The sequence below is a fragment of the Shimia sp. R11_0 genome, assembly GCF_017744035.1.
GTDB classification, from domain to species: domain Bacteria; phylum Pseudomonadota; class Alphaproteobacteria; order Rhodobacterales; family Rhodobacteraceae; genus Shimia; species Shimia marina.
In genome coordinates this window covers 1-19,077 of record NZ_JAGHQY010000016.1, presented here as the reverse complement: position 1 = coordinate 19,077, position 19,077 = coordinate 1, and the positions used below count along the sequence as shown (strand labels likewise).

Here is a 19,077-nt window from a genome sequence, read left to right as displayed (position 1 = left end):
GCACCGAAATCGGCCCCATCGCCAGCCCGGATCTGATCCAATGGGCGCCGGGCCTGCCCAAAACCCGCTCCGGCAAAATCATGCGCCGCATCCTGCGCAAAATCGCAGAAAACGACTACGCCGCCCTGGGGGACACATCCACGCTGGCAGATCCAGCCGTGGTCGACGACCTCATCGAAAACCGCATGAACAAAGGGTGAGATCAGATGTCAGCACAAAGCGAAACACTCACCCGCATGGTCAATGTCATTCTGCTCGGCCCTCCCGGGGCCGGCAAAGGCACACAGGCGGAATTGCTCGTCAAAACCCATGGTCTTGTTCAGCTCTCAACCGGCGACATGCTGCGTCAGGCGAAGGCCAGCGGCTCTGAACTGGGCAAACGTGTGGCTGAGGTCATGGAGCGTGGCGAGTTGGTCACCGATGACATCGTGATCGGCCTGATCAAGGAGAAACTGTCTGACACCAAGGCCAAAGGGTTCATCTTTGATGGCTTCCCCCGCACCTTGGCACAGGCAGATGCGCTGGGGGCCCTGCTGGAAGAGGCCGGTGTGACCCTGAGCGCGGCCATTGAACTTCAGGTCAACGACAAAATCCTTGTGGAACGTATCCTGCACCGGGCCGAACAGGCCAAGGCCGCAGGTCAGCCCGTGCGGGCGGACGACAACGAGGAAACTCTGGTGCAGCGGCTTGAGGCCTATCATGCCCAGACAGCCCCGTTGATTGACTATTACGCAGGCAAAGGCGTTCTCAAGCCTGTGGATGCGATGGGCGAGATCGACGCCATCGCAGGAGAACTTGCCGCGATCGTCTCTCAGGCGAGCGCGTAAAGGGATGCATCTGCGCCCCTCTCATCGAGGGGAGCAGATGTGGAGGAACTTCATCGAGAGGGAGGAGACAGTACATGTCTGACAACTCATCAAACGCCGCATATTGGTCTGCCAATGTGCGCATCATCCTGATCAGCCTCGTCATCTGGGCGCTGGTCTCTTTCGGGTTCGGCATCCTGCTGCGTCCGATGCTGGCGGGCATCTCCGTTGGCGGCACTGACCTTGGCTTCTGGTTTGCACAGCAAGGGTCCATTCTTGTCTTCTTGGCACTGATCTTTTTCTACGCCTGGAAGATGAACAAACTCGACGCCGAACACGGCGTTGACGAAGAATAAGGGACCAGAGGGACAATGAGCCAATTTGCCATCAACCTGCTGTTTGTGGGCGCGTCCTTCGCGCTTTACATCGGCATCGCGATCTGGGCCCGTGCGGGATCCACATCTGAATTTTACGCCGCCGGACGCGGCGTTCACCCGGTCACCAATGGTATGGCGACCGCTGCGGACTGGATGTCTGCGGCCTCGTTCATCTCCATGGCTGGCCTCATCGCCTTCACAGGCTATGACAACTCTTCCTTCCTGATGGGCTGGACCGGTGGCTACGTGCTGCTGGCGCTGCTGCTTGCGCCATATCTGCGTAAGTTCGGCAAGTTCACCGTGTCGGAATTCATCGGCGACCGCTTCTACAGTCAGACCGCGCGTATTGTTGCGGTTGTCTGTCTGATCGTGGCCTCCACCACCTATGTGATTGGTCAGATGACTGGTGTGGGCGTGGCCTTTGGCCGCTTCCTGGAAGTGTCCAACACCGCAGGTCTGCTGATCGGTGCCTGTGTGGTTTTCGCCTATGCCGTGTTTGGCGGCATGAAGGGTGTGACCTACACGCAGGTGGCGCAATACTGCGTTCTCATCACCGCCTACACCATTCCGGCAATCTTCATCTCCCTGCAGCTGACTGGCACGCCAATTCCTGCGCTGGGTCTGTTTGGTGAACACGCCGCTTCTGGTGAGCCTCTGCTGGCAAAACTGGATGCGATTGTGACCGAGCTCGGCTTTGCGGAGTATACGGCGCACCATGCCGATACCTTCAACATGGTTCTGTTCACCCTGAGCCTGATGATCGGTACTGCAGGTCTGCCCCACGTGATCATGCGCTTCTTTACTGTGCCAAAAGTATCTGACGCGCGCTGGTCTGCGGGCTGGACCCTGGTGTTCATCGCCCTGCTCTATCTGACCGCCCCTGCGGTTGGTGCCATGGCACGCCTGAACATCTCTGAGCTGATGTGGCCAAATGGCGGCATCGACGGCGGCGCTGTGACCGTTCAGCAGATCGAAAACGATGCAGAGTATGACTGGATGGCCACATGGCAGAAAACCGGTCTTCTGGATTGGGAAGACAAGAACGGCGACGGCCAGATCCAGTATTACAACGACAAGAATGCGGATCTGCAGGCGATTGCAGCGGAAAAAGGCTGGGAAGGCAACGAGCTGACCAAGTTCAACCGTGACATCCTCGTGCTGGCGAACCCTGAGATTGCCAACCTGCCATCCTGGGTGATTGGTCTGGTGGCAGCGGGTGGTCTGGCGGCTGCGCTCTCCACTGCTGCGGGTCTTCTGCTGGCGATCTCTTCGGCCGTGTCTCACGACCTGATCAAAGGCGCGATCAACCCGAATATCTCTGAAAAGAGTGAGCTTCTGTCTGCACGTGTTGCCATGGCTGTGGCGATTGCGGTGGCCACTTGGCTGGGTCTCAACCCTCCAGGCTTTGCGGCGCAAACCGTGGCGCTGGCCTTCGGTCTGGCGGCAGCCTCGATCTTCCCGGCGTTGATGATGGGGATCTTCTCCACCAAGATCAACAACACCGGCGCGGTTGCTGGCATGCTCGCAGGTCTGACCGTCACTCTGATCTACATCTTCCTGCACAAGGGCTGGCTGTTCATTCCGGGCACCAACTCCTTCACCGATGCTGACCCGCTTCTGGGCACTGTGAAATCCACAAGCTTCGGTGCCATCGGTGCAGCGGTGAACTTTGCTGTCGCCTACATCGTGGCTGGCATGACCAAAGAAACACCCGATGAGATCAAAGCACTGGTCCAAAGCGTGCGCGTTCCCCGCGGCGCTGGTGCCGCTCAGGATCACTGAGCCACCAGCACCCACTGGCGGCAGGGCTCCCCCCGTACCTGCCGCCACTTTATGCCTGTCCCCTCCGGCGCTCTGCCGGGTGGGACCTTTCTCCAAAGACCGCCGGATGCCTCCAGCGCTGGTGCCCCCCATCCGCTTGCAGCATCCCGCACCCCGTGAAAAGGTGCCGTTATGCCGCTTACAGCCGAACAAGTCACACGCTTCCTGCGCTCCGTGCACCCGTACGACACTTTATCCGAAGACGCCCTTACGGCGCTGGCCCCTGTTTTTGAACGGATCAGCCTGCCCACAGGCGCCCCAATTTATACGCTCGGGGATACGCTCTCGGGCCTCTATCTGATCTATAATGGCACCGTCGAAATCTGTGACGAGAATGGCGTTGTTGTCTCTCATCTGGGCCTGCGCAATTCCTTTGGCGAACGTGGCCTGCTGCGTGACGGCACCGCCCCGACCTCCGCACGTTGCGAAAGCGACTGCACCCTGCTGATCTTGCCCACCGAGGCCTTTCAGACCCTGATCAATGACGCCCCACAGGTGCGCCGCTTCTTTGACCGTACCGGTCCGGCGCTGCGCAAATCTCCGGCCAGTGATCTCGCCACCACCGAGGTGGCGGATATCATGGCCCGCACCCCGGTCACGCTCTTGCCCGAAGACACCGCGCATACCGCTGCGCAAACCATGCAGAGCACAGGCATCTCTTCGATCTGCATCACGGATCAGGACAACCTCAAAGGCATCATCACAACCGGCGATCTGGTGGGACGCATTCTGGCCGAAGACCGCCCGCGTCAGACGCCACTGGCCGAGATCATGACCCCTGCGCCCCGCACCCTGCCCTCCTCTGCGATTGGCTCTGACGTGCTGCACCTGATGATGGAACATGGCATCGGCCACATTCCGATCGTGGATGCCGGGCAACTGGTCGGCATTGTCACACAAACTGACCTCACCCGCTTTCAGGCCGTCACCAGCGCCGAAATGGTGCGCGACATCGCAGCGGCAGAAACCGCTCAGGCGATGGCCGAGGTCACCGCCCGCATCCCTCAACTGCTGGCCCAGCTCGTGGGTGCCGGGCATCGCCATGACATCGTCACCCGCCTGATCACGGATGTGGCTGACACAGTCACCCGCCGCTTGCTCACGCTGGCGGAAGAGACATATGGGCCACCGCCGGTGCCTTATCTTTGGCTGGCCTGCGGCTCTCAGGGCCGTCAGGAACAAACCGGTGTCTCTGATCAGGACAACTGCCTCATTCTGGATGACAGCGTCACCGAGGAGATGCGTCAGGGCTATTTTGACAAACTCGCCCATTTTGTCTGCGACGGGCTCAACATCTGCGGCTACGTCTATTGCCCGGGCGATATGATGGCCACAGCCGACCGCTGGCGTCAGCCGCTGGCCGTATGGCAGGACTATTTCAAAAACTGGATCTCCACCCCAAATCCCGAAGCCCAGATGCTCGCCAGCGTCATGTTTGACCTGCGCCCAATCGGCGGCGCACTGGATTGCTTTGCAGAGCTTCAGGCCGACACGCTCGAAGCCGCCGCGCAAAACTCTATCTTTGTGGCGCATATGGCCTCAAACGCGCTCAAACATCACCCCCCTCTGGGGCTGTTGCGCGGGCTGGCCACCATCCGCTCAGGCGAACACAAGCACCAGTTGGATATGAAACACAATGGCGTGGTGCCCGTGGTGGATCTGGCCCGCCTCTGCGCCCTTCAGGGGCAATTGCCCGCCGCCAACACCCGCGCCCGCCTGCGCGCAGCGCTCTCTGGGCATGCCGGGCTCTCTCCCTCTGGGGCCGCCGATCTGCTCACAGCCTACGATCTGATCGCCCAGACACGGCTGCAACACCAATGGCGTCAAATTCAGGCCGCTGATGCCCCTGACAATTTCCTTGCGCCCGCCGACCTCTCAGATTTTGAACGCAGCCATCTGCGCGACGCTTTTGTCGTGGTGAAATCGCTGCAATCTGCCATAGGCCACGGTAAAAACGCATTGAGCTAACCCCCAAGGAGTCCACCCATGTTTATTGAATTGCTCGGTGTGATTTTCGCCGGTGTCGCTGGTGCCGGTCTGATGATGGTGATCCTGCGCGTCACCGGCAACCGCTTGCCACGCTGGCTCACGCCTGTGGCCGCTGGCGCCGCCATGATCGCCGCCACCATCAGTTCTGAATACAGCTGGTACAGCCGTACAACGGCCACTCTGCCCGAAGGGCTTGAGGTGGTCGAAACTGTGGAAACCTCCGCCGCATGGCGCCCATGGACCTATCTTGCGCCGCTGACCGAAAGATTTGTCGCGCTCGACATCGCATCTTTGCAAACCAACAGCGCCCAGCCGGACATGCGTCTCGCACAGGTCTATTTTTATGGCCGCTGGTCGCCTCTGCATCGCCTCAATGTGGCCGCTGACTGCGCCAAAGGTCAGCGCGCCGCGCTGGTCGATGCCATCACATTTGAGGCCGATGGCACCATCGCAGGTGCGCAATGGGTTTCCCCTGACGCCGATGATGCGCTGCTGACCGCGCTCTGCGAGGTGTCGTGATGTTCAGCCACCTGTCTCTGCGACTGCGCATGTTTCTGCTCTTTGCGCTGATGGCGCTGGGGGGACTGGTGGTGATGGGGCTCGCCCTGATGACCGGCTATCGCAGCGCGTTAACCGATGGCACCGCCAATGGTTTCGTACTGGCTGGCATCGTGGCAGCCTTTGGCTTTCTCGGGCTGGCAGCGGGCGTCTGGCTGCTGTTTGATGAAAACGTCGCCAAACCCATCATGGCACTGTCCACCACCCTACGCGCGCGCGCCCACGCAGGGGTTGCCGCCACGGTCGACACGCACGCTGCGCGCTACCTTGGTGATCTTGCCCCCGCCGCCGAAGCCATCAGCATTCAGTTGGACAGCACCTCCAAAGATGTGGCCGATCAGATCGCCGAGGCCACCGCCGCACTCGCCACCGACCGCGCACAGCTCACCGCGCTGCTGACAGAAATTCCTGTGGCCATCCTGCTGATTGGCTCCGGGCATCGCATTGCACTCTACGATGGTCAGGCCGCCGGCACGCTGGCACAGATCGCGCCCCCCCGCCTGGATGCCTCCATCTTCGACTATCTGGATCGCAAGACTCTGCTCGCAGCACACACCCAACTCGTGAAGACAGGCAAGGAAACCCAGTTTGAAGCGCATAGTGCCGACGGGCTGCTCTCTTTTGAGGCCCGCCTCAAACCTCTGGAGGACGCCAAGAGTTACCTGATCCTGATCGACGAAGCCCATGCAGACATCGCGCCAGAAGACACACGCCCTCTGACGTTTGACTTTGAACTTCTCAGCAACTCCGTGCCCTCCGACCTCACCTCCCGTGCGCTCGACCAGATCCCCTTTGTGGTCTTTGACTGCGAAACCACCGGGCTGTTGCCCCACAAGGACGAGTTGGTGCAAATCGGCGCAGTGCGGGTCTATCGCAATCAGATCCTGACCGGCGAAGAAATCGACAGCCTGATTGATCCCGGACGACCAATCCCTGCCGCATCCACACGCGTGCATCACATCACAGATACGATGGTGCGTGGCGCGCCCTCTCCCAAGACGGCGGTGACCTCCTTCCACCACTTTGCGCGCGATGCTGTCATCGTTGCCCATAATGCGCCCTTTGACATGGCTTTCATGCGGCGCCACGGCAATGAGATGAATATCTCCTGGCCGCAGCCGATCCTCGACACTGTGCTTCTGTCCGCCGTCCTCTTTGGCATCACCGAACAGCACACATTGGATGCGCTGTGTGAGCGTCTTGGCGTGACGATCCCCCCAGAAGTGCGCCACACCGCCAAGGGCGACGCCATCGCCACTGCCGAAGTGCTGTGTAAGATGCTCCCGATGCTGGCAGCACGTGGTTACCAGACCTTGGCGCAGGTTCTGGAGCAGACCCGCAAGCACAGCCGCTTGCTCGACGATCTGAACTGAACCTCACACCGCTGCGTCTGCGCCCAGAGAGGCGCGGCGCAAGCGTTGCAGGAATTATTTTTCTTAACGATTTTTCCACCTCCGCATTACCGACGCGATACAGACGCAATACCGACGTGGTTTCGCAGAGCTTCCCGCCATTTCTGACACCCGCGCCCACCCGCTGTTGCGCCCCTGCTGAAAAGCTGTGCGGATCACTCTGTGTCCGGCGTTTCTTTCGGGCATCCGATGATCAGCCCGTGTCCGAAACTGTCAGAACATTGTCCGCATCCGACATACAGATTTACCCTTCAAATGCGCAGTTTAAGGGCATCCGCTGCTTTCGATCAGCACAGGTATCCAACCTAGAACCTCTCATTCGGAGTGCACGTTATGAACATTCAGGCGCAAAACACCCCCGTGGACCATAAAATCGCAAACGTCGTCAAAACGCAGCGCGCGTATTTCCGTACGAAAGCAACGCTGCCAGTGGACTTCCGCCTCAAACAACTCATCAAGTTGCGCGACCTCCTTAAGGCGCATGAACAGGATATGTTCGACGCAATCTACGAGGATTTTGGAAAGTCCAAACACCAGACGCAACTCACTGAATTATTTCCACTTTACGAAGAGCTAGGCTTGGCCATCAAGCATCTAAAAACCTGGGCCAAGCCGCGTAAAGTTCCCACCAACCTGCTCAATCAACCCGCCAAAAGCTACATCGTTGCGGAGCCTCTTGGCACCACTCTGGTGATCGGTGCATGGAACTTTCCATACAACCTCTCACTCGTGCCGTTGGTCGGCTCCATGATGGCAGGCAACACCACCGTGCTCAAACCAAGTGAGCTTCCGGCACGTACCAGCCAGATCATGGCGAAAATCATCAATGAGAATTTCGACGCCGGCTATCTGCACGTCGTCGAAGGTGCGATCCCAGAAACCACGGCGTTGCTCAATCAGCGCTGGGACAAAATCTTTTTCACCGGCAGTCCCCAAGTTGGTCGCATTGTCAATCAGGCCGCCGCGCCCCATCTGACCAATGTGACCCTGGAACTCGGCGGCAAAAACCCCGCCATCTTCGCCAAAGACGCACCAATCAATGTTGGCGTTAAGCGTATGATTTGGGCGAAGTTTCTCAACTCAGGCCAGCTCTGCCTGACCCCGGACTACGTGCTCGCACACAGCAGTATCAAAGATCAGGTGATGGAGCGCATGGTGCATGAAATCGAGAAAAATGACTTCTCTGTGGAACGTGGCAATTTCACCAGGATCATCAACGAACGCAACTTTGATCGAGTCGCAGGGCTGATTGACCCGGACAAAGTCTACTATGGCGGCGACAGCAATCGCGTAGAGCGAGTGGTGCGCCCCACCATTTTGCACAACGTCTCACTTGAAGATCCCATCATGCAAGAAGAGATCTTTGGCCCCATAATCGCCGTGATGACATTTGATACGCTTGATGAAGCCTTTGACATCGTCCATCAGCTCGAAAAACCGCTGGCCGGGTACCTTTTCTCACATGACACAGAAACCAAACGGCGCTTTTTGTCTGAAATTCCCTTTGGCAGTGGCGCAATCAACGAGGCAGTCATGCAAACCACCAACGCCAATCTTCCTTTCGGCGGTGTCGGCACAAGCGGCATGGGACGGTACCATGGCGAGTTTAGCTTTGAGTGTTTTTCACACATGAAACCGGTACTCGAAAAGACCTTCGATTTCGAACCAAACCTCAAATACTACGGCCACTCCGACCGTCAGATGAAACTGATCCAGAAGCTCGTATAATCTTCCACCATTGCCTGTGGCGGCTCCGATTAGTAGCGGCCGCCCTCTGATACCTCACAAGGAAATCAGTATGTCTATCTCCCCTATGGGCTACGCCCTCAAAATCATGAACCGTCTTTATACCCCTGAAAAACCTCTTACTTTTTCCGGCTCTGGAGCAATGATCAAGCTCGCTGACCTCATGGTGCGCAGTGGCGCGAGACGGCCCTTGTTGGTCACTGACAGTTTCATGTTGAAGGCCGGAATGCTGGATAAACTACAAGTTTTCCTGAAGGAAGAAGGCTGCGAAGTGACGATCTATGAGGGCATCGTCCCCAACCCAACCTTTGCCGTTGTTCAAGAAGGCGTAGACGCAATTCGCAATGGCAACTGTGATGCTGTCTTTGCCGTAGGTGGCGGCTCAGCGATTGATGCTGCAAAAGTCATGGCAGCCGCAAGCACCAGCAAAAAGCCTCTTGAAAAACTTGCAGGCATCCTGAAAGTCGATCAACCTTTGTTGCCGTTTTATGTGGTCGCGACGACGTCTGGCACGGGCTCAGAAGTCACCACTGTCGCTGTAGTGTCTGACACTGAAACGCACAAGAAGACGTTCTTTGTAGATCCGAAATACGTGCCCATTGCCGCGGCCTTTGACACGGACCTTCTTGTATCTTTACCTCCCGCGATGACCGCAGGCACCGGCATGGACGCCCTCACCCATGCCATTGAATCCTATACATCTCTGGCGCGCACGCCGGAGACCGAGCGCGATGCGGCCACGGCCATTCGCCTGCTCGTTGAATTTCTGCCTGTGGCCTACGCAAAACCACAGGATGTGCGCGCTCGAGAGATGGTCGCTCTTGGATCTTTCCTAGCTGGGAATGCCTTTACACGTACAAGCCTAGGCTATGTGCATGCAATTTCGCACCAAATTAGTGCCCACTACAATACTGCCCATGGCCTCGCCAATGCAGTACTCTTACCGCGTGTGCTACGCTTCAACAAACAGGTCTGCGCGGACCGCTTCGCTGCTCTGGAATTCATGCTGCAAGGAAATTCGACCTCACAAGAAACACACGAATTGGCGCAAGCTTTCATTGATCGCGTGGATACTCTGTCCGCCGTCGTGGGAATTCCAGCACATTTGGAAGATCTGCAGCAAGCCGATTTTGATGCCATCGCAGCCGATGCGCTAAAGGAAGCGCGCACGTCCTACGCGGTGCCAAAACGTATGCGGAAAGAAGATATAAACACCATTCTACTTTCCGTCCAATCTGGTCAGCCACTCTAGGCTCAGGACCCATTAATATTTTAGCACCAGCTTGGCAGATTTTCGAACTGACAAGGAACATGACCACAGAAATAGTTTTCTATTTCAAGGATATGTGACGATACTCAGTTCGAACATCCGCCAAATCTCAGACGTAGAAATCGCTGCATCTCAGTGGCGTGAGATGCTTGAAAATGGTTTCACTACGCCCAGCACATCTCAAACTCCTGATATTTTGCGATTTTGGCGCCGGTACAGAAAAATTAATGTGTCCTGAGCCTAAGCCCTAAAATATCTCCCTCTGGAAGGAAGTCACTCATGATACCGGTCATGTGCATCGTTCAGGATGAGCAAATCTCTGCCTTAATTGAAAAAAACCTGAGATCTCAGATCTCAGCCTTCGTAGACCGCGCCTTTAAAGTCCCTGCTGACATCGACTAGATCGTCGTTCCAAAAGGCAGCGGTTTCACAGCAGCAGAACCTTCTACTTCCGTGATCGCTTCCTTGCATTCAAACCGTCCTCTACCTCAAGAGGAGCGGACCCGTCTCCTGCATGAACTGGCCACGATTTGCATATCCACGACCGGGCGTTCTGCCAATGAGGTCGTGACCTCCATTCGAAATCCACAGGAGTAATTTTCATGCCACTCTACATGTGCAACGCTGTTCATGGCTTCATCTCAAAGGATGCGAAATCCAGAATTGCGAGTGATATCACAGATATCCACTGCGAAATCACTGGCGCGCCACGCACCTTTGTGCATGTGTTCTTTTTTGAAGACGCCCCCCAACTCCCCATCAATGGCAAGAGCGTGTTTCTTTTTGGAAGTATACGCGCAGGGCGTTCATTCAGACAAAAAGCGTCTCTTTTGGAGCGCATGAAAACTTCCATTCAAACACATAGTGGCATCGCCGCGACTGACGTCATCGCCGATACAGTGGATGTGCCTGCAAGCTGGGTTATGGAGGGTGGCAGTATCCTGCCAGAGCCCGGTGAGGAAGCCTCTTGGCTTAAGGCACATGCAGGCTAGTGGCAGCGCGCCAAGTGGCGCGTTCAAAACGTAGCGTGAAATCATTGATATTTTCGGACAAATGCCCAAAATGCTGCCAATGGTTATTCAAACACGCGCTCGCCCGTCTACAACGCTGCGTCTGCTTTGCGCAGAGGCGGCCAAACATGGGGTTTCACCGGAAGCCTGCTTAGAAAACACATCCGTGTCAGCCGAGATGCTTACAGACACAGATGCATCTCACAGCACAGAAGACGAGATACTGGCGATCGAAAACCTGATGAGTTTGGTTCCGAACAATGTCGGCCTTGGCGTAGCAGTCGGACGCGCGACCAATGTGCACGCCTTTGGCATATGGGGATTTGCGATCCTGACCAGTCCAACTCTCAGAGCTGCCATTGAAACCGCGATAGACTACGCCAGACTCTCCTTCATGATTGCCGATATGTCACTTGCAGTAGAGGGAGATGAAGCCCGTTTAGAATTTGATTTAAGCGACATTCCCCAAATGGCGCAGAGGTTCATTCTGGAACGCCATCTGGTGACCGCGGTGAAATTCATCACTGACCTTCTACAGCAACCGGAATTTGACGCGTTCGAGGCCAGATACAAGGAAAATGCCGCTGACTATGCGCAACAATTGACCGGTATCACCTCGGTGCCCATCAAAATCGCACAACCTGTAAACGCTTTGGCTTTCCCAACTGCAATTTTGGACAAACCACTTCCCAAATCTGATGCCGCGACTCTCAAGTTTTGCCTTAACCAGTGTAAGCAGTTGCTAGAACAACAAACCGGTACTCTACCCCACTGGTCACAACAGGTGCGTGACACAATAGTGGACAACATTGGCACCGATCAACAAATCGAAGATGTGGCAGCCAAACTCTCCTTGACCGAACGCACATTACGCCGGCGCCTGACAGATGAGGGAACCAGTTTTCGCCAACTTTACTCAGATGCAAGAATGGCCGTAGCGCACGAACTATTGGCATCCGCCGGGCTGAATATCGAAACGGTTTCTTGGCGTGTCGGCTACGCTGAGCCGGCCAGCTTCGCCCGCGCTTTCGCGAAAAAATATGGCAAGACACCAGGCGAGGTACGCAAACAAACGAACGCCAAATCTTGAGGCCAAATCCCTTATTAAAACATTCAAAACAAATAGATACGAGGCGCGCTTCAAAAGATACAGCAGCACATGCACGGTTTCACATACTTGAAATCAGCAACATTGAATGCAACTTATCTTAGAAAACCCATCTCGTGAAAACGTGACGCTGACAAGGATACCTCTCTCTTGCGCGTTGCGATACAGAAGGCATTCGATGCGCCCTATCGCTCTCTTTTTGTTTCTAGCCGTCGCCACACTCAGCTCAGCCCTTCACGCACAACCCGTTATTCCTCTAGAAAACAGAGGTGGCTTGCATTCTGCCTTTGTCGTGCCGACGGACAAATTTGATCGAATTGATGTTCAGTTGATCGTTCTGTCAGGTGCCTATGACGATCCCGAGCCCTCAGGCACAGCGCACCTGACCGAGCATCTGGCGGCATTTTCAGCTGATGCCACGGTACTGCGTCAACCTCGGGAGCGCGATATCTTTGCCTCTACGAGCAACGTTGCGACCGTCTACACAAACTCAGGAACGGTGGAACAATTGGATCAATTGCTGCACTTGTCGCGCGCAGTACTCGACACCCCCACTCTCCCCAAGGGCTTTGCCGAAAGCGAAATTAGCATTGTCGAGCGCGAAATCCTGCTTCATGAGCGACAGTACCCTCATCGTTGGCTGCGACGTCTCGCTCTACAAAATCTCTATGGATCGCTGCGTGGACGTGCGGACAATGCGGTAGATGACTTGCCCCAATTGAGCCTTGAGAAAGCATACGAATTTCACAAGACCCACTATGTTGCCTCCAATGTCATTCTAATCGTTTCCGGCAAGGTCGATGTAGACAAAGTAAAAGAGCAGGTTGCCACCATTTTCGGGGACACCCAAGCTACGGCGCTTCCAAGCAAACCCTGGCTCAATCAAAAGCCCATCGCAAACCTGAATGCCGTGCAAAGTATCAAGACAGATCGCATTCCCCGCGATACCATCTACTTCGCAAAGTTCATCGATTTTGAAGACCGTGACAGCAGCTACGATATGCAGGGCGCCTTCTTCCTGACGTCCTCCATTCTGCAGAAACGTCTGGCAAAATCAGTCTACTACACCGATCTTCGCTTCATCGACTTCAACTCAGGTTGGTATTTTGCGGTAAACGCTGACTTGGAGATCACGATTGATGTGCAGCTGATGCCGGGGTTTGATCTGGAGGTCGCGCATGAAACGCTCATAGCGCTTGTAAATGATCTGTTGTCGGAGCCCATCACGGCAAAAGAAATCCAAGAGGCGCGAATAGAGGAACTGGTAAACGCACGAGAGAGTCTTCGCAGACCCTCTATGTTCCTACAATTTCTCAAAAATTTAGCCGCTGACGGGTTTCCTCCAATCACGCCATCTCTCTACGAAGAACTGATAAACAGCACATCAGATCAAGATGTTATCTATTTTGCGAACACCATCGTGAAGTCCTCGCCAACCTCCGTGATACTTGCAGAAAAAGTCGATTGATATGAAAAAAATAATACGGCGCTTTCTGTGCTGCCTGCACATCATCTGGGCATTGATTGCGGTTCAGCCCGCACATGCAGAGACAATAGCAACATCAGGAGACACAAACTTTGTCTTTTTGACGCCCATGCGCAATGGTCTGACATCGCTGACTTTGGCTTGGAAAATCGAAAACCCCACGGAAGCACGCGTTGCGGCACTCAAAGCGGGACTTTTGAGCGTGGCTGCGGGGGGAACGTCAAGCCGAACCGCCTTTGAAATCGAGCAGTTTCTAAGTGAGAAAGGGATCTTTCAAACTGTCGCGCAAACAGATCAGTTCATTTTACTTACGATATCAGCACCGTCAGAAGTGTTTCCAGAGACAGTGGTACACCTTGAAAACCTTCTACTGGAGCCAACTTACAGCTCTGATTGGTATGATAGAGCTCGTGAAAGAGAAAGGCGTTTTCCATCAAGCCAACGCAGACGCCCCGCAGAGGTACTCGCAGAAGTTGCCACTCTTATGACCTTTCCGACCCAGGAGGTGGGCCAGCCGGAAACGGAGGGCAGGCTCTTGTTTGGTCGCCCACACCACGCCATTGTGAGAACGGAGGACGAAGAGATAGAACGTCGCATCGGTCGGCTACTATCCAAACTACCGACGGCGGCATGGGAATTGCCATTTGCCCAATGGGCTAAACTACTGACTGAAAGAAAAGAAATAGAAGCGCTACCTAAGGGAGTTATTCATCTGGCAGATCCTGATGCTAGCGAGATGATGATACTTTTCGTGCATTACGGAGAACTCGCAACTCCCAAGGCACATATTGGAGCACAGGCATTGATGGATTACATCGGTGCAAATCAAGGCTCAGAGATGTTTCGCATTATCCGACAGGAGATGCGCGCGGCCTATGACCCTCGTTCAAATTTCGTCGTTCCAGCTCAAAATCACGGCTTGTTATCCTTCAGCGCAACGGTGAAAGACAGCAACTGGCAGCAGGTTTTTGCCAGGATGCAGGAGATTTATACATCCACCCGCGCTGGCGCTATCAACATAGCGGGATTGGAAACACAGGTCCAACAGCTGCAAAGACAATACTTCAACAAGTTATTTTTTGAGCCTGGGTGGGCAGCGAAAGAATATCTTAAAGAATACCCAGAAGGCAGCTCGGGGCAAATATCCATCGAGCTGTTTAGTGCTGTAGATGCAGCCGAAGCCGGGGAAATTGCGCGCAACGCACCGTCCTATCTGCCACCTTTGGATGAGTTTCTCATCATACTGATGGGTGGTGGCGCGGCTCCAGTAGGCAGCATCGTATCCAATGGCTACTGTAAGCTACCGAAGAACAGTTTTCTGAGCCTCTGTATTTCAGAACTCTCGCAGTAACCGGGGGTGAGCAATCCATAAACACTTGCGTCACGCCATCCCAAGGCACTCTGAAAATGTACTGCCTGGGCTACGCCCGCAACATTGATGTCGCGATGCTGTTCCTAATCTTCAGCAATTCGGCCTCAATTTGTTCAACGCTCGCTTCACATGTGGTGTTGTTGGCATAAGGCACTGTTAGAGCACCATGCAATTGCCCGCCCAAGGATACGAGTGGGACGGAGAGATCTACAACACCTGCCATAAAGCGGCTATTGAAACGCAAAACACCGTTTTGCGAAAGCGAGTCGCGATAAGGTGCGAGGTCCTGCACCGAGAAATCCGGATTTCTTTTTTGAATCCGCGTCTCCGTTTCTGAATATAAAAATGGGTTCATCGCGCAGAGCATGACAATGCCCGAAGCAGAGTCTTCGAGCGGCCTGCGGGAGCCGATTGGGACGCTAATTGACATGCGCAGAGGAGGCTCCCAACGCTTCATCACGACCATTTCGTCACCACTTGGTAACACCAACTGACAAGGTGCCCCATTACGGGCGGAGAACTCGTCGGCCATTGGTGAAACAAATTCCAAAATATCTTTAATTACCGGCGCGTTAAGGCCCATCTCCAAGAGCTTGGATGTGGTTACATACCCATAGCCGGCACCGGCTTTCTCTAGGAAACCCTCAGCCTCCAATACAGCGATCATACGAAAGACTTCATTGCGGTTGCGACCGAGTTCCGCAGCAATGTCTTGAGTGCTCAGCGCTTCAGGCACTTTGCTTACAATCTCAAGGATCTTCAGGCCTCGCGTGAGCGCTGGCGCGGAATAGGAGGATTGAGCCGTCTTGGTCATGCGTCACCCTTTCGTATTTGGCACACTGTTTCAAATATGCAAACCATTCAACTCACATCAGGGAGGAAAAATATGAAACTGTCTTACATCCGTACCGTCGCACTTGGCGCGACCATGGCTGTCACAACAAGCCTGTCGGCGTCCTGGGCGCAAGAGGTCCTGCGTTTTGGGCATGTCTATGAGGCCTCCACACCCTACCATACCGCAGCGGAGCGTGCTGCTGAGCTTCTGGAAAAGGCAACAGAAGGGCGCTACACGATGGAGTCTTCCCGGCTTCGCAACTCGGCAAAGAAGCGGCGCTGAATGAGGCTCTGTCTCTGGGAACCGTGGATGCGATTTATACCGGAGTTGCCTTCTTGGGCCAGTCCTACGGGCCGATCAGCATATCCGATTATCCTTTCACCATGCGCTCATATGAGCATTGGAAGGCCTATGTTGCTTCCGATCTCTTTGACGAAATGAGCGGGGAGTACCGCAAGGTATCTGGCAACACTATCGCCGCCATGACCTACTACGGCGCGCGTCATGTCACCTCCAACAAGCCCATCATGTCTCCAGATGACATGGACGGTCTGAAAATTCGCACACCAAACGCCCCAGCTTATCAGATGTTCCCCAAGGCAACCGGAGCCAACCCCACTCCTATGGCTTTCGCAGAGGTCTACCTCGCACTGCAACAGGGAGTCGTTGATGCACAGGAAAATCCGCTACCTACGATCCAGTTTAAAAAGTTTCACGAGGTGCAGTCCAATATCAACCTGACAGGCCATATTACGAACTCTCTGGCCATGGTAGTGTCTCCAGTAACATTGGGGAAAATGGGCGATGACGGCCAAGCCCTGCTCAACGCGCTGGCAGAAGCTGCAGCATCTACATCTGATGAAATCGTCGCTTCTGAAGCTGAGCTTGCCGATTGGTTCCGCGCACAGGGTGTGGCCGTCAATGAAGTGGATCGAGCGCCCTTCATGGAGGCTGTATCACCCATGCTGACCAGCGCTGATGTTCCTTGGACACCAGAGATTTTCGCGCGCCTGCAGGCCATCAAAGAATAAACGTAAACTGGGCCCATCATTCCACCTTGGTGTGGTGGGCCCAGCTGCAATTCGAAAGGAATGGTCCGATGTCGGACACGACCCAAGCGCCTGAAATCGATTTTGACGCTCTTGCTCAAGAAGACGAATCCACTTCGATACCTTTAAGATAAGCATCGCAGACTACCCGCTCCTTGTGCTTTTCGCTGCACTTTTTAGCGTTGTGTTTTTACAATTCTTCACGCGCTACGTTCTCAATGACTCCATTGCCTGGACCGAAGAGGCGGCACGGTATCTGCTCATACTTTTGAGTTTTTGCGGCGCTATTCGCTGCCAGATAACGGGTTCCCACATCGCACTGGAGTTCGTTGACAAATACTATGGACGCTACCTGAAATGGGTCCATCTTTTTGCACTTGGCGCCAGCTTTGCTCTATGCTCGACAATTCTCTGGTCAGCTTGGGAACTCATTCAGCGCACGTCGTTTCAGCAAATGGTCTCATTACCATTCCCCAAGTACTACCTTTACGCTGCAGTCATGGCTCTGGCCGGGATCAATGCAATGGTGATTGCCGCGCAGATCACCATCCGCCTGAAAACTGCGACACGGAGCTAATCACCTATGGGTCTCTTTATACTCTTTGCTTCCCTCTTCGGACTGATGCTCTTGCGGGTGCCAATCGCTTTCTCGCTCGCGCTTGCGTCCTTTGCCTACATTCTTCATTCTGGCCTGCCACCAGTGCTTCTGATGCACAACTTGGTTAATGGCATGGACAGCTTCCCACTGCTCGCCATTCCGTTCTTCATCTTTGCAGGCGCCTTGATGAATTCCGCAGGCATCACTGCCCGTATTTTTGGCTTCGCCCGCGCAATTGTAGGTTGGCTGTATGGCGGACTGGGCCACGTCAACATCGGGGCGAGCATTATTTTTGCCGGCATGTCGGGCGCTGCTGTTGCCGATGCTGGTGGGCTCGGCGCTATTGAGATCAAAGCCATGCGTGAAGCAGGCTACGATGACGATTTCAGCGTAGGAGTTACCGCAGCCTCCTCAACCATTGGCCCGATTATTCCGCCCTCTTTACCGCTGGTGATCTTTGGCGTAATGGCCTCTGTCTCCATTGGGCAGCTCTTTGTAGCAGGCATCGTCCCTGGCCTCATGATGGCGGGCGCCCTGGCGATCATGGTGTGGTGGATGTCGCGCAAACGCGCCTACCCACGCGATGTTGCCTTCAGCGCGCCCCTCATCACGACACGGTTCAAGGCTGCATTTCTACCGCTTATGACACCTGTTATTATAGTTGGCGGAATTGTTTCAGGCGCGTTCACCCCCACTGAAGCTGCGATCTGTGCGGCGGCTTATGCGCTAGTACTCGGAACATTGGTCTACCGCACGCTTACATTACGCAAGCTGGCTGTGATTTCTCTTGAAACCATAGAAACAACTGCAGCAATCATGCTGATAGTCGGGGCCGCGTCTGTCTTTGCATGGATTTTGACAGCAAATCAAATTGCAACGCAGTTTGCAAAATTTGTCCTGTCGTTCACAGACAGTAGAACCGTCGTATTGCTCCTGATCATGGCAATCGTACTGATCGTCGGGCTTTTCATGGAAACCATTGCAGCCATCTCAATTTTGGTGCCGGTACTCATGCCAGTGGCCGCCGAATTTGGCATAGATCCTATTCATCTCGGCATAATTGTCATTCTGAATCTCATGCTAGGTCTTCTCACCCCGCCCGTTGGTATGGTGCTCTTTGTACTTTCACGTGTGTCCAAAGTTCCCTTTGAACAATGTGTCAAGGCCACGCTCCCTTTCCTTCTGCCGTTGGTCGGTGTCCTCTTACTGCTTACTTTCGTCCCGCAGCTTGTCCTGTGGTTGCCACAACTGCTCTACAAATAATATCGAATGGAAAAGTTCCCCTTTCTGAACTCTCAAATTCTTACGAAATGATCGGCACACATATGCAGAGACAGTGATCGTATGTGCGTTCTGCGGTTTAGGCATTGATTTCGCTTTAGGTGCGATGGTCTTGAATTTAGCACGTTGCTGCCCGTGTTTCCGCAACTTTGGTGGTTCCATGTGTGTTCATTTTCCGGCACCTGCCTTTACCGTCCAAGGGGTCCTCCCTATCTTCCTCGCCTTTGCCCCAATTGCTTCTCCGCGAAAGATATCTGTAGCGCGCAACGGCACGTTTAGATATCAATCTTAATCTTTTGTTTAGTGTTGTATATATTGGTTGCGGGAGTAGGATTTGAACCTACGACCTTCAGGTTATG

At 54.6% G+C, this 19,077-nt stretch carries 17 protein-coding genes and 1 pseudogene; 17 read left to right on the top strand and 1 reads right to left on the bottom strand.

The genetic code is table 11. The annotated features are described in order from the left end of the window. The 13 genes and pseudogenes from J7382_RS19500 to J7382_RS19440 all read left to right on the top strand — a co-directional run. A pseudogene (locus J7382_RS19500) lies at positions 1 to 200 on the top strand (acetyl-coenzyme A synthetase); the annotation flags it as partial. Between the two features lie 6 nt (positions 201 to 206). After that, on the top strand, positions 207 to 827 hold the full coding sequence (locus J7382_RS19495; RefSeq protein ID WP_247745132.1) for an adenylate kinase: 621 nt from the start codon (positions 207 to 209) through the stop codon (positions 825 to 827). Between the two features lie 74 nt (positions 828 to 901). After that, a complete protein-coding gene (locus tag J7382_RS19490) occupies positions 902 to 1,162 on the top strand; it encodes a DUF4212 domain-containing protein (RefSeq protein ID WP_058241217.1) in 261 nt (86 codons plus the stop codon). 15 nt (positions 1,163 to 1,177) lie between these two features. Beyond that, positions 1,178 to 2,965: a sodium:solute symporter family protein gene (locus J7382_RS19485; protein WP_209070662.1), complete on the top strand. Its 1,788-nt coding sequence runs from the start codon at positions 1,178 to 1,180 to the stop codon at positions 2,963 to 2,965. Between the two features lie 171 nt (positions 2,966 to 3,136). After that, positions 3,137 to 4,972 carry a DUF294 nucleotidyltransferase-like domain-containing protein gene (locus J7382_RS19480; protein WP_209070661.1) on the top strand — a complete coding sequence of 612 codons (1,836 nt, stop codon included), beginning with the start codon at positions 3,137 to 3,139 and terminating at the stop codon, positions 4,970 to 4,972. 18 nt (positions 4,973 to 4,990) lie between these two features. Then, positions 4,991 to 5,512 (top strand): hypothetical protein, encoded by a 522-nt coding sequence (locus tag J7382_RS19475; RefSeq protein WP_209070660.1) that lies wholly within the window; start codon positions 4,991 to 4,993, stop codon positions 5,510 to 5,512. Further along, positions 5,512 to 6,924 carry a 3'-5' exonuclease gene (locus tag J7382_RS19470; protein ID WP_209070659.1) on the top strand — a complete coding sequence of 471 codons (1,413 nt, stop codon included), beginning with the start codon at positions 5,512 to 5,514 and terminating at the stop codon, positions 6,922 to 6,924. Before J7382_RS19475 ends, J7382_RS19470 begins: the two co-directional genes overlap by 1 nt. A 372-nt stretch (positions 6,925 to 7,296) precedes the next feature. Continuing rightward, positions 7,297 to 8,691 (top strand): aldehyde dehydrogenase, encoded by a 1,395-nt coding sequence (locus tag J7382_RS19465; RefSeq protein WP_209070658.1) that lies wholly within the window; start codon positions 7,297 to 7,299, stop codon positions 8,689 to 8,691. A gap of 85 nt (positions 8,692 to 8,776) precedes the next feature. Then, positions 8,777 to 9,961 (top strand): iron-containing alcohol dehydrogenase, encoded by a 1,185-nt coding sequence (locus J7382_RS19460; RefSeq protein ID WP_209070657.1) that lies wholly within the window; start codon positions 8,777 to 8,779, stop codon positions 9,959 to 9,961. A gap of 857 nt (positions 9,962 to 10,818) precedes the next feature. Further along, positions 10,819 to 10,971, top strand: a complete 153-nt coding sequence (locus tag J7382_RS20050; protein WP_247745131.1) for a hypothetical protein — start codon at positions 10,819 to 10,821, stop codon at positions 10,969 to 10,971. A gap of 61 nt (positions 10,972 to 11,032) precedes the next feature. Continuing rightward, positions 11,033 to 12,079 carry an AraC family transcriptional regulator gene (locus J7382_RS19450; protein ID WP_209070655.1) on the top strand — a complete coding sequence of 349 codons (1,047 nt, stop codon included), beginning with the start codon at positions 11,033 to 11,035 and terminating at the stop codon, positions 12,077 to 12,079. A 196-nt stretch (positions 12,080 to 12,275) separates the two neighbouring features. Further along, entirely contained in the window at positions 12,276 to 13,565 is a 1,290-nt protein-coding gene (locus tag J7382_RS19445) for an insulinase family protein (protein ID WP_209070654.1), read from the top strand. A gap of 1 nt (position 13,566) precedes the next feature. Continuing rightward, complete coding sequence (locus tag J7382_RS19440; RefSeq protein WP_209070653.1) at positions 13,567 to 14,934, top strand: insulinase family protein; 1,368 nt, start codon at positions 13,567 to 13,569, stop codon at positions 14,932 to 14,934. Positions 14,935 to 15,004: 70 nt separating this feature from the next. Here J7382_RS19440 and J7382_RS19435 read toward each other — a convergent pair whose 3' ends face one another. Continuing rightward, entirely contained in the window at positions 15,005 to 15,769 is a 765-nt protein-coding gene (locus J7382_RS19435; protein WP_209070652.1) for a helix-turn-helix domain-containing protein, read from the bottom strand. A 72-nt stretch (positions 15,770 to 15,841) separates the two neighbouring features. Here J7382_RS19435 and J7382_RS20045 point away from each other — a divergent pair, with 72 nt between their 5' ends. From J7382_RS20045 to J7382_RS19420, 4 genes are all read left to right on the top strand, one after another. Beyond that, positions 15,842 to 16,072, top strand: a complete 231-nt coding sequence (locus tag J7382_RS20045) for a hypothetical protein (RefSeq protein WP_247745130.1) — start codon at positions 15,842 to 15,844, stop codon at positions 16,070 to 16,072. Next, positions 16,069 to 16,821, top strand: a complete 753-nt coding sequence (gene dctP, locus J7382_RS19430) for a TRAP transporter substrate-binding protein DctP (RefSeq protein ID WP_348540058.1) — start codon at positions 16,069 to 16,071, stop codon at positions 16,819 to 16,821. Before J7382_RS20045 ends, dctP begins: the two co-directional genes overlap by 4 nt. A 175-nt stretch (positions 16,822 to 16,996) precedes the next feature. Further along, positions 16,997 to 17,416, top strand: a complete 420-nt coding sequence (locus J7382_RS19425; protein ID WP_209070651.1) for a TRAP transporter small permease subunit — start codon at positions 16,997 to 16,999, stop codon at positions 17,414 to 17,416. Positions 17,417 to 17,422: 6 nt separating this feature from the next. Then, a complete protein-coding gene (locus tag J7382_RS19420) occupies positions 17,423 to 18,700 on the top strand; it encodes a TRAP transporter large permease (RefSeq protein WP_209070650.1) in 1,278 nt (425 codons plus the stop codon). Positions 18,701 to 19,077: the final 377 nt, after the last annotated feature.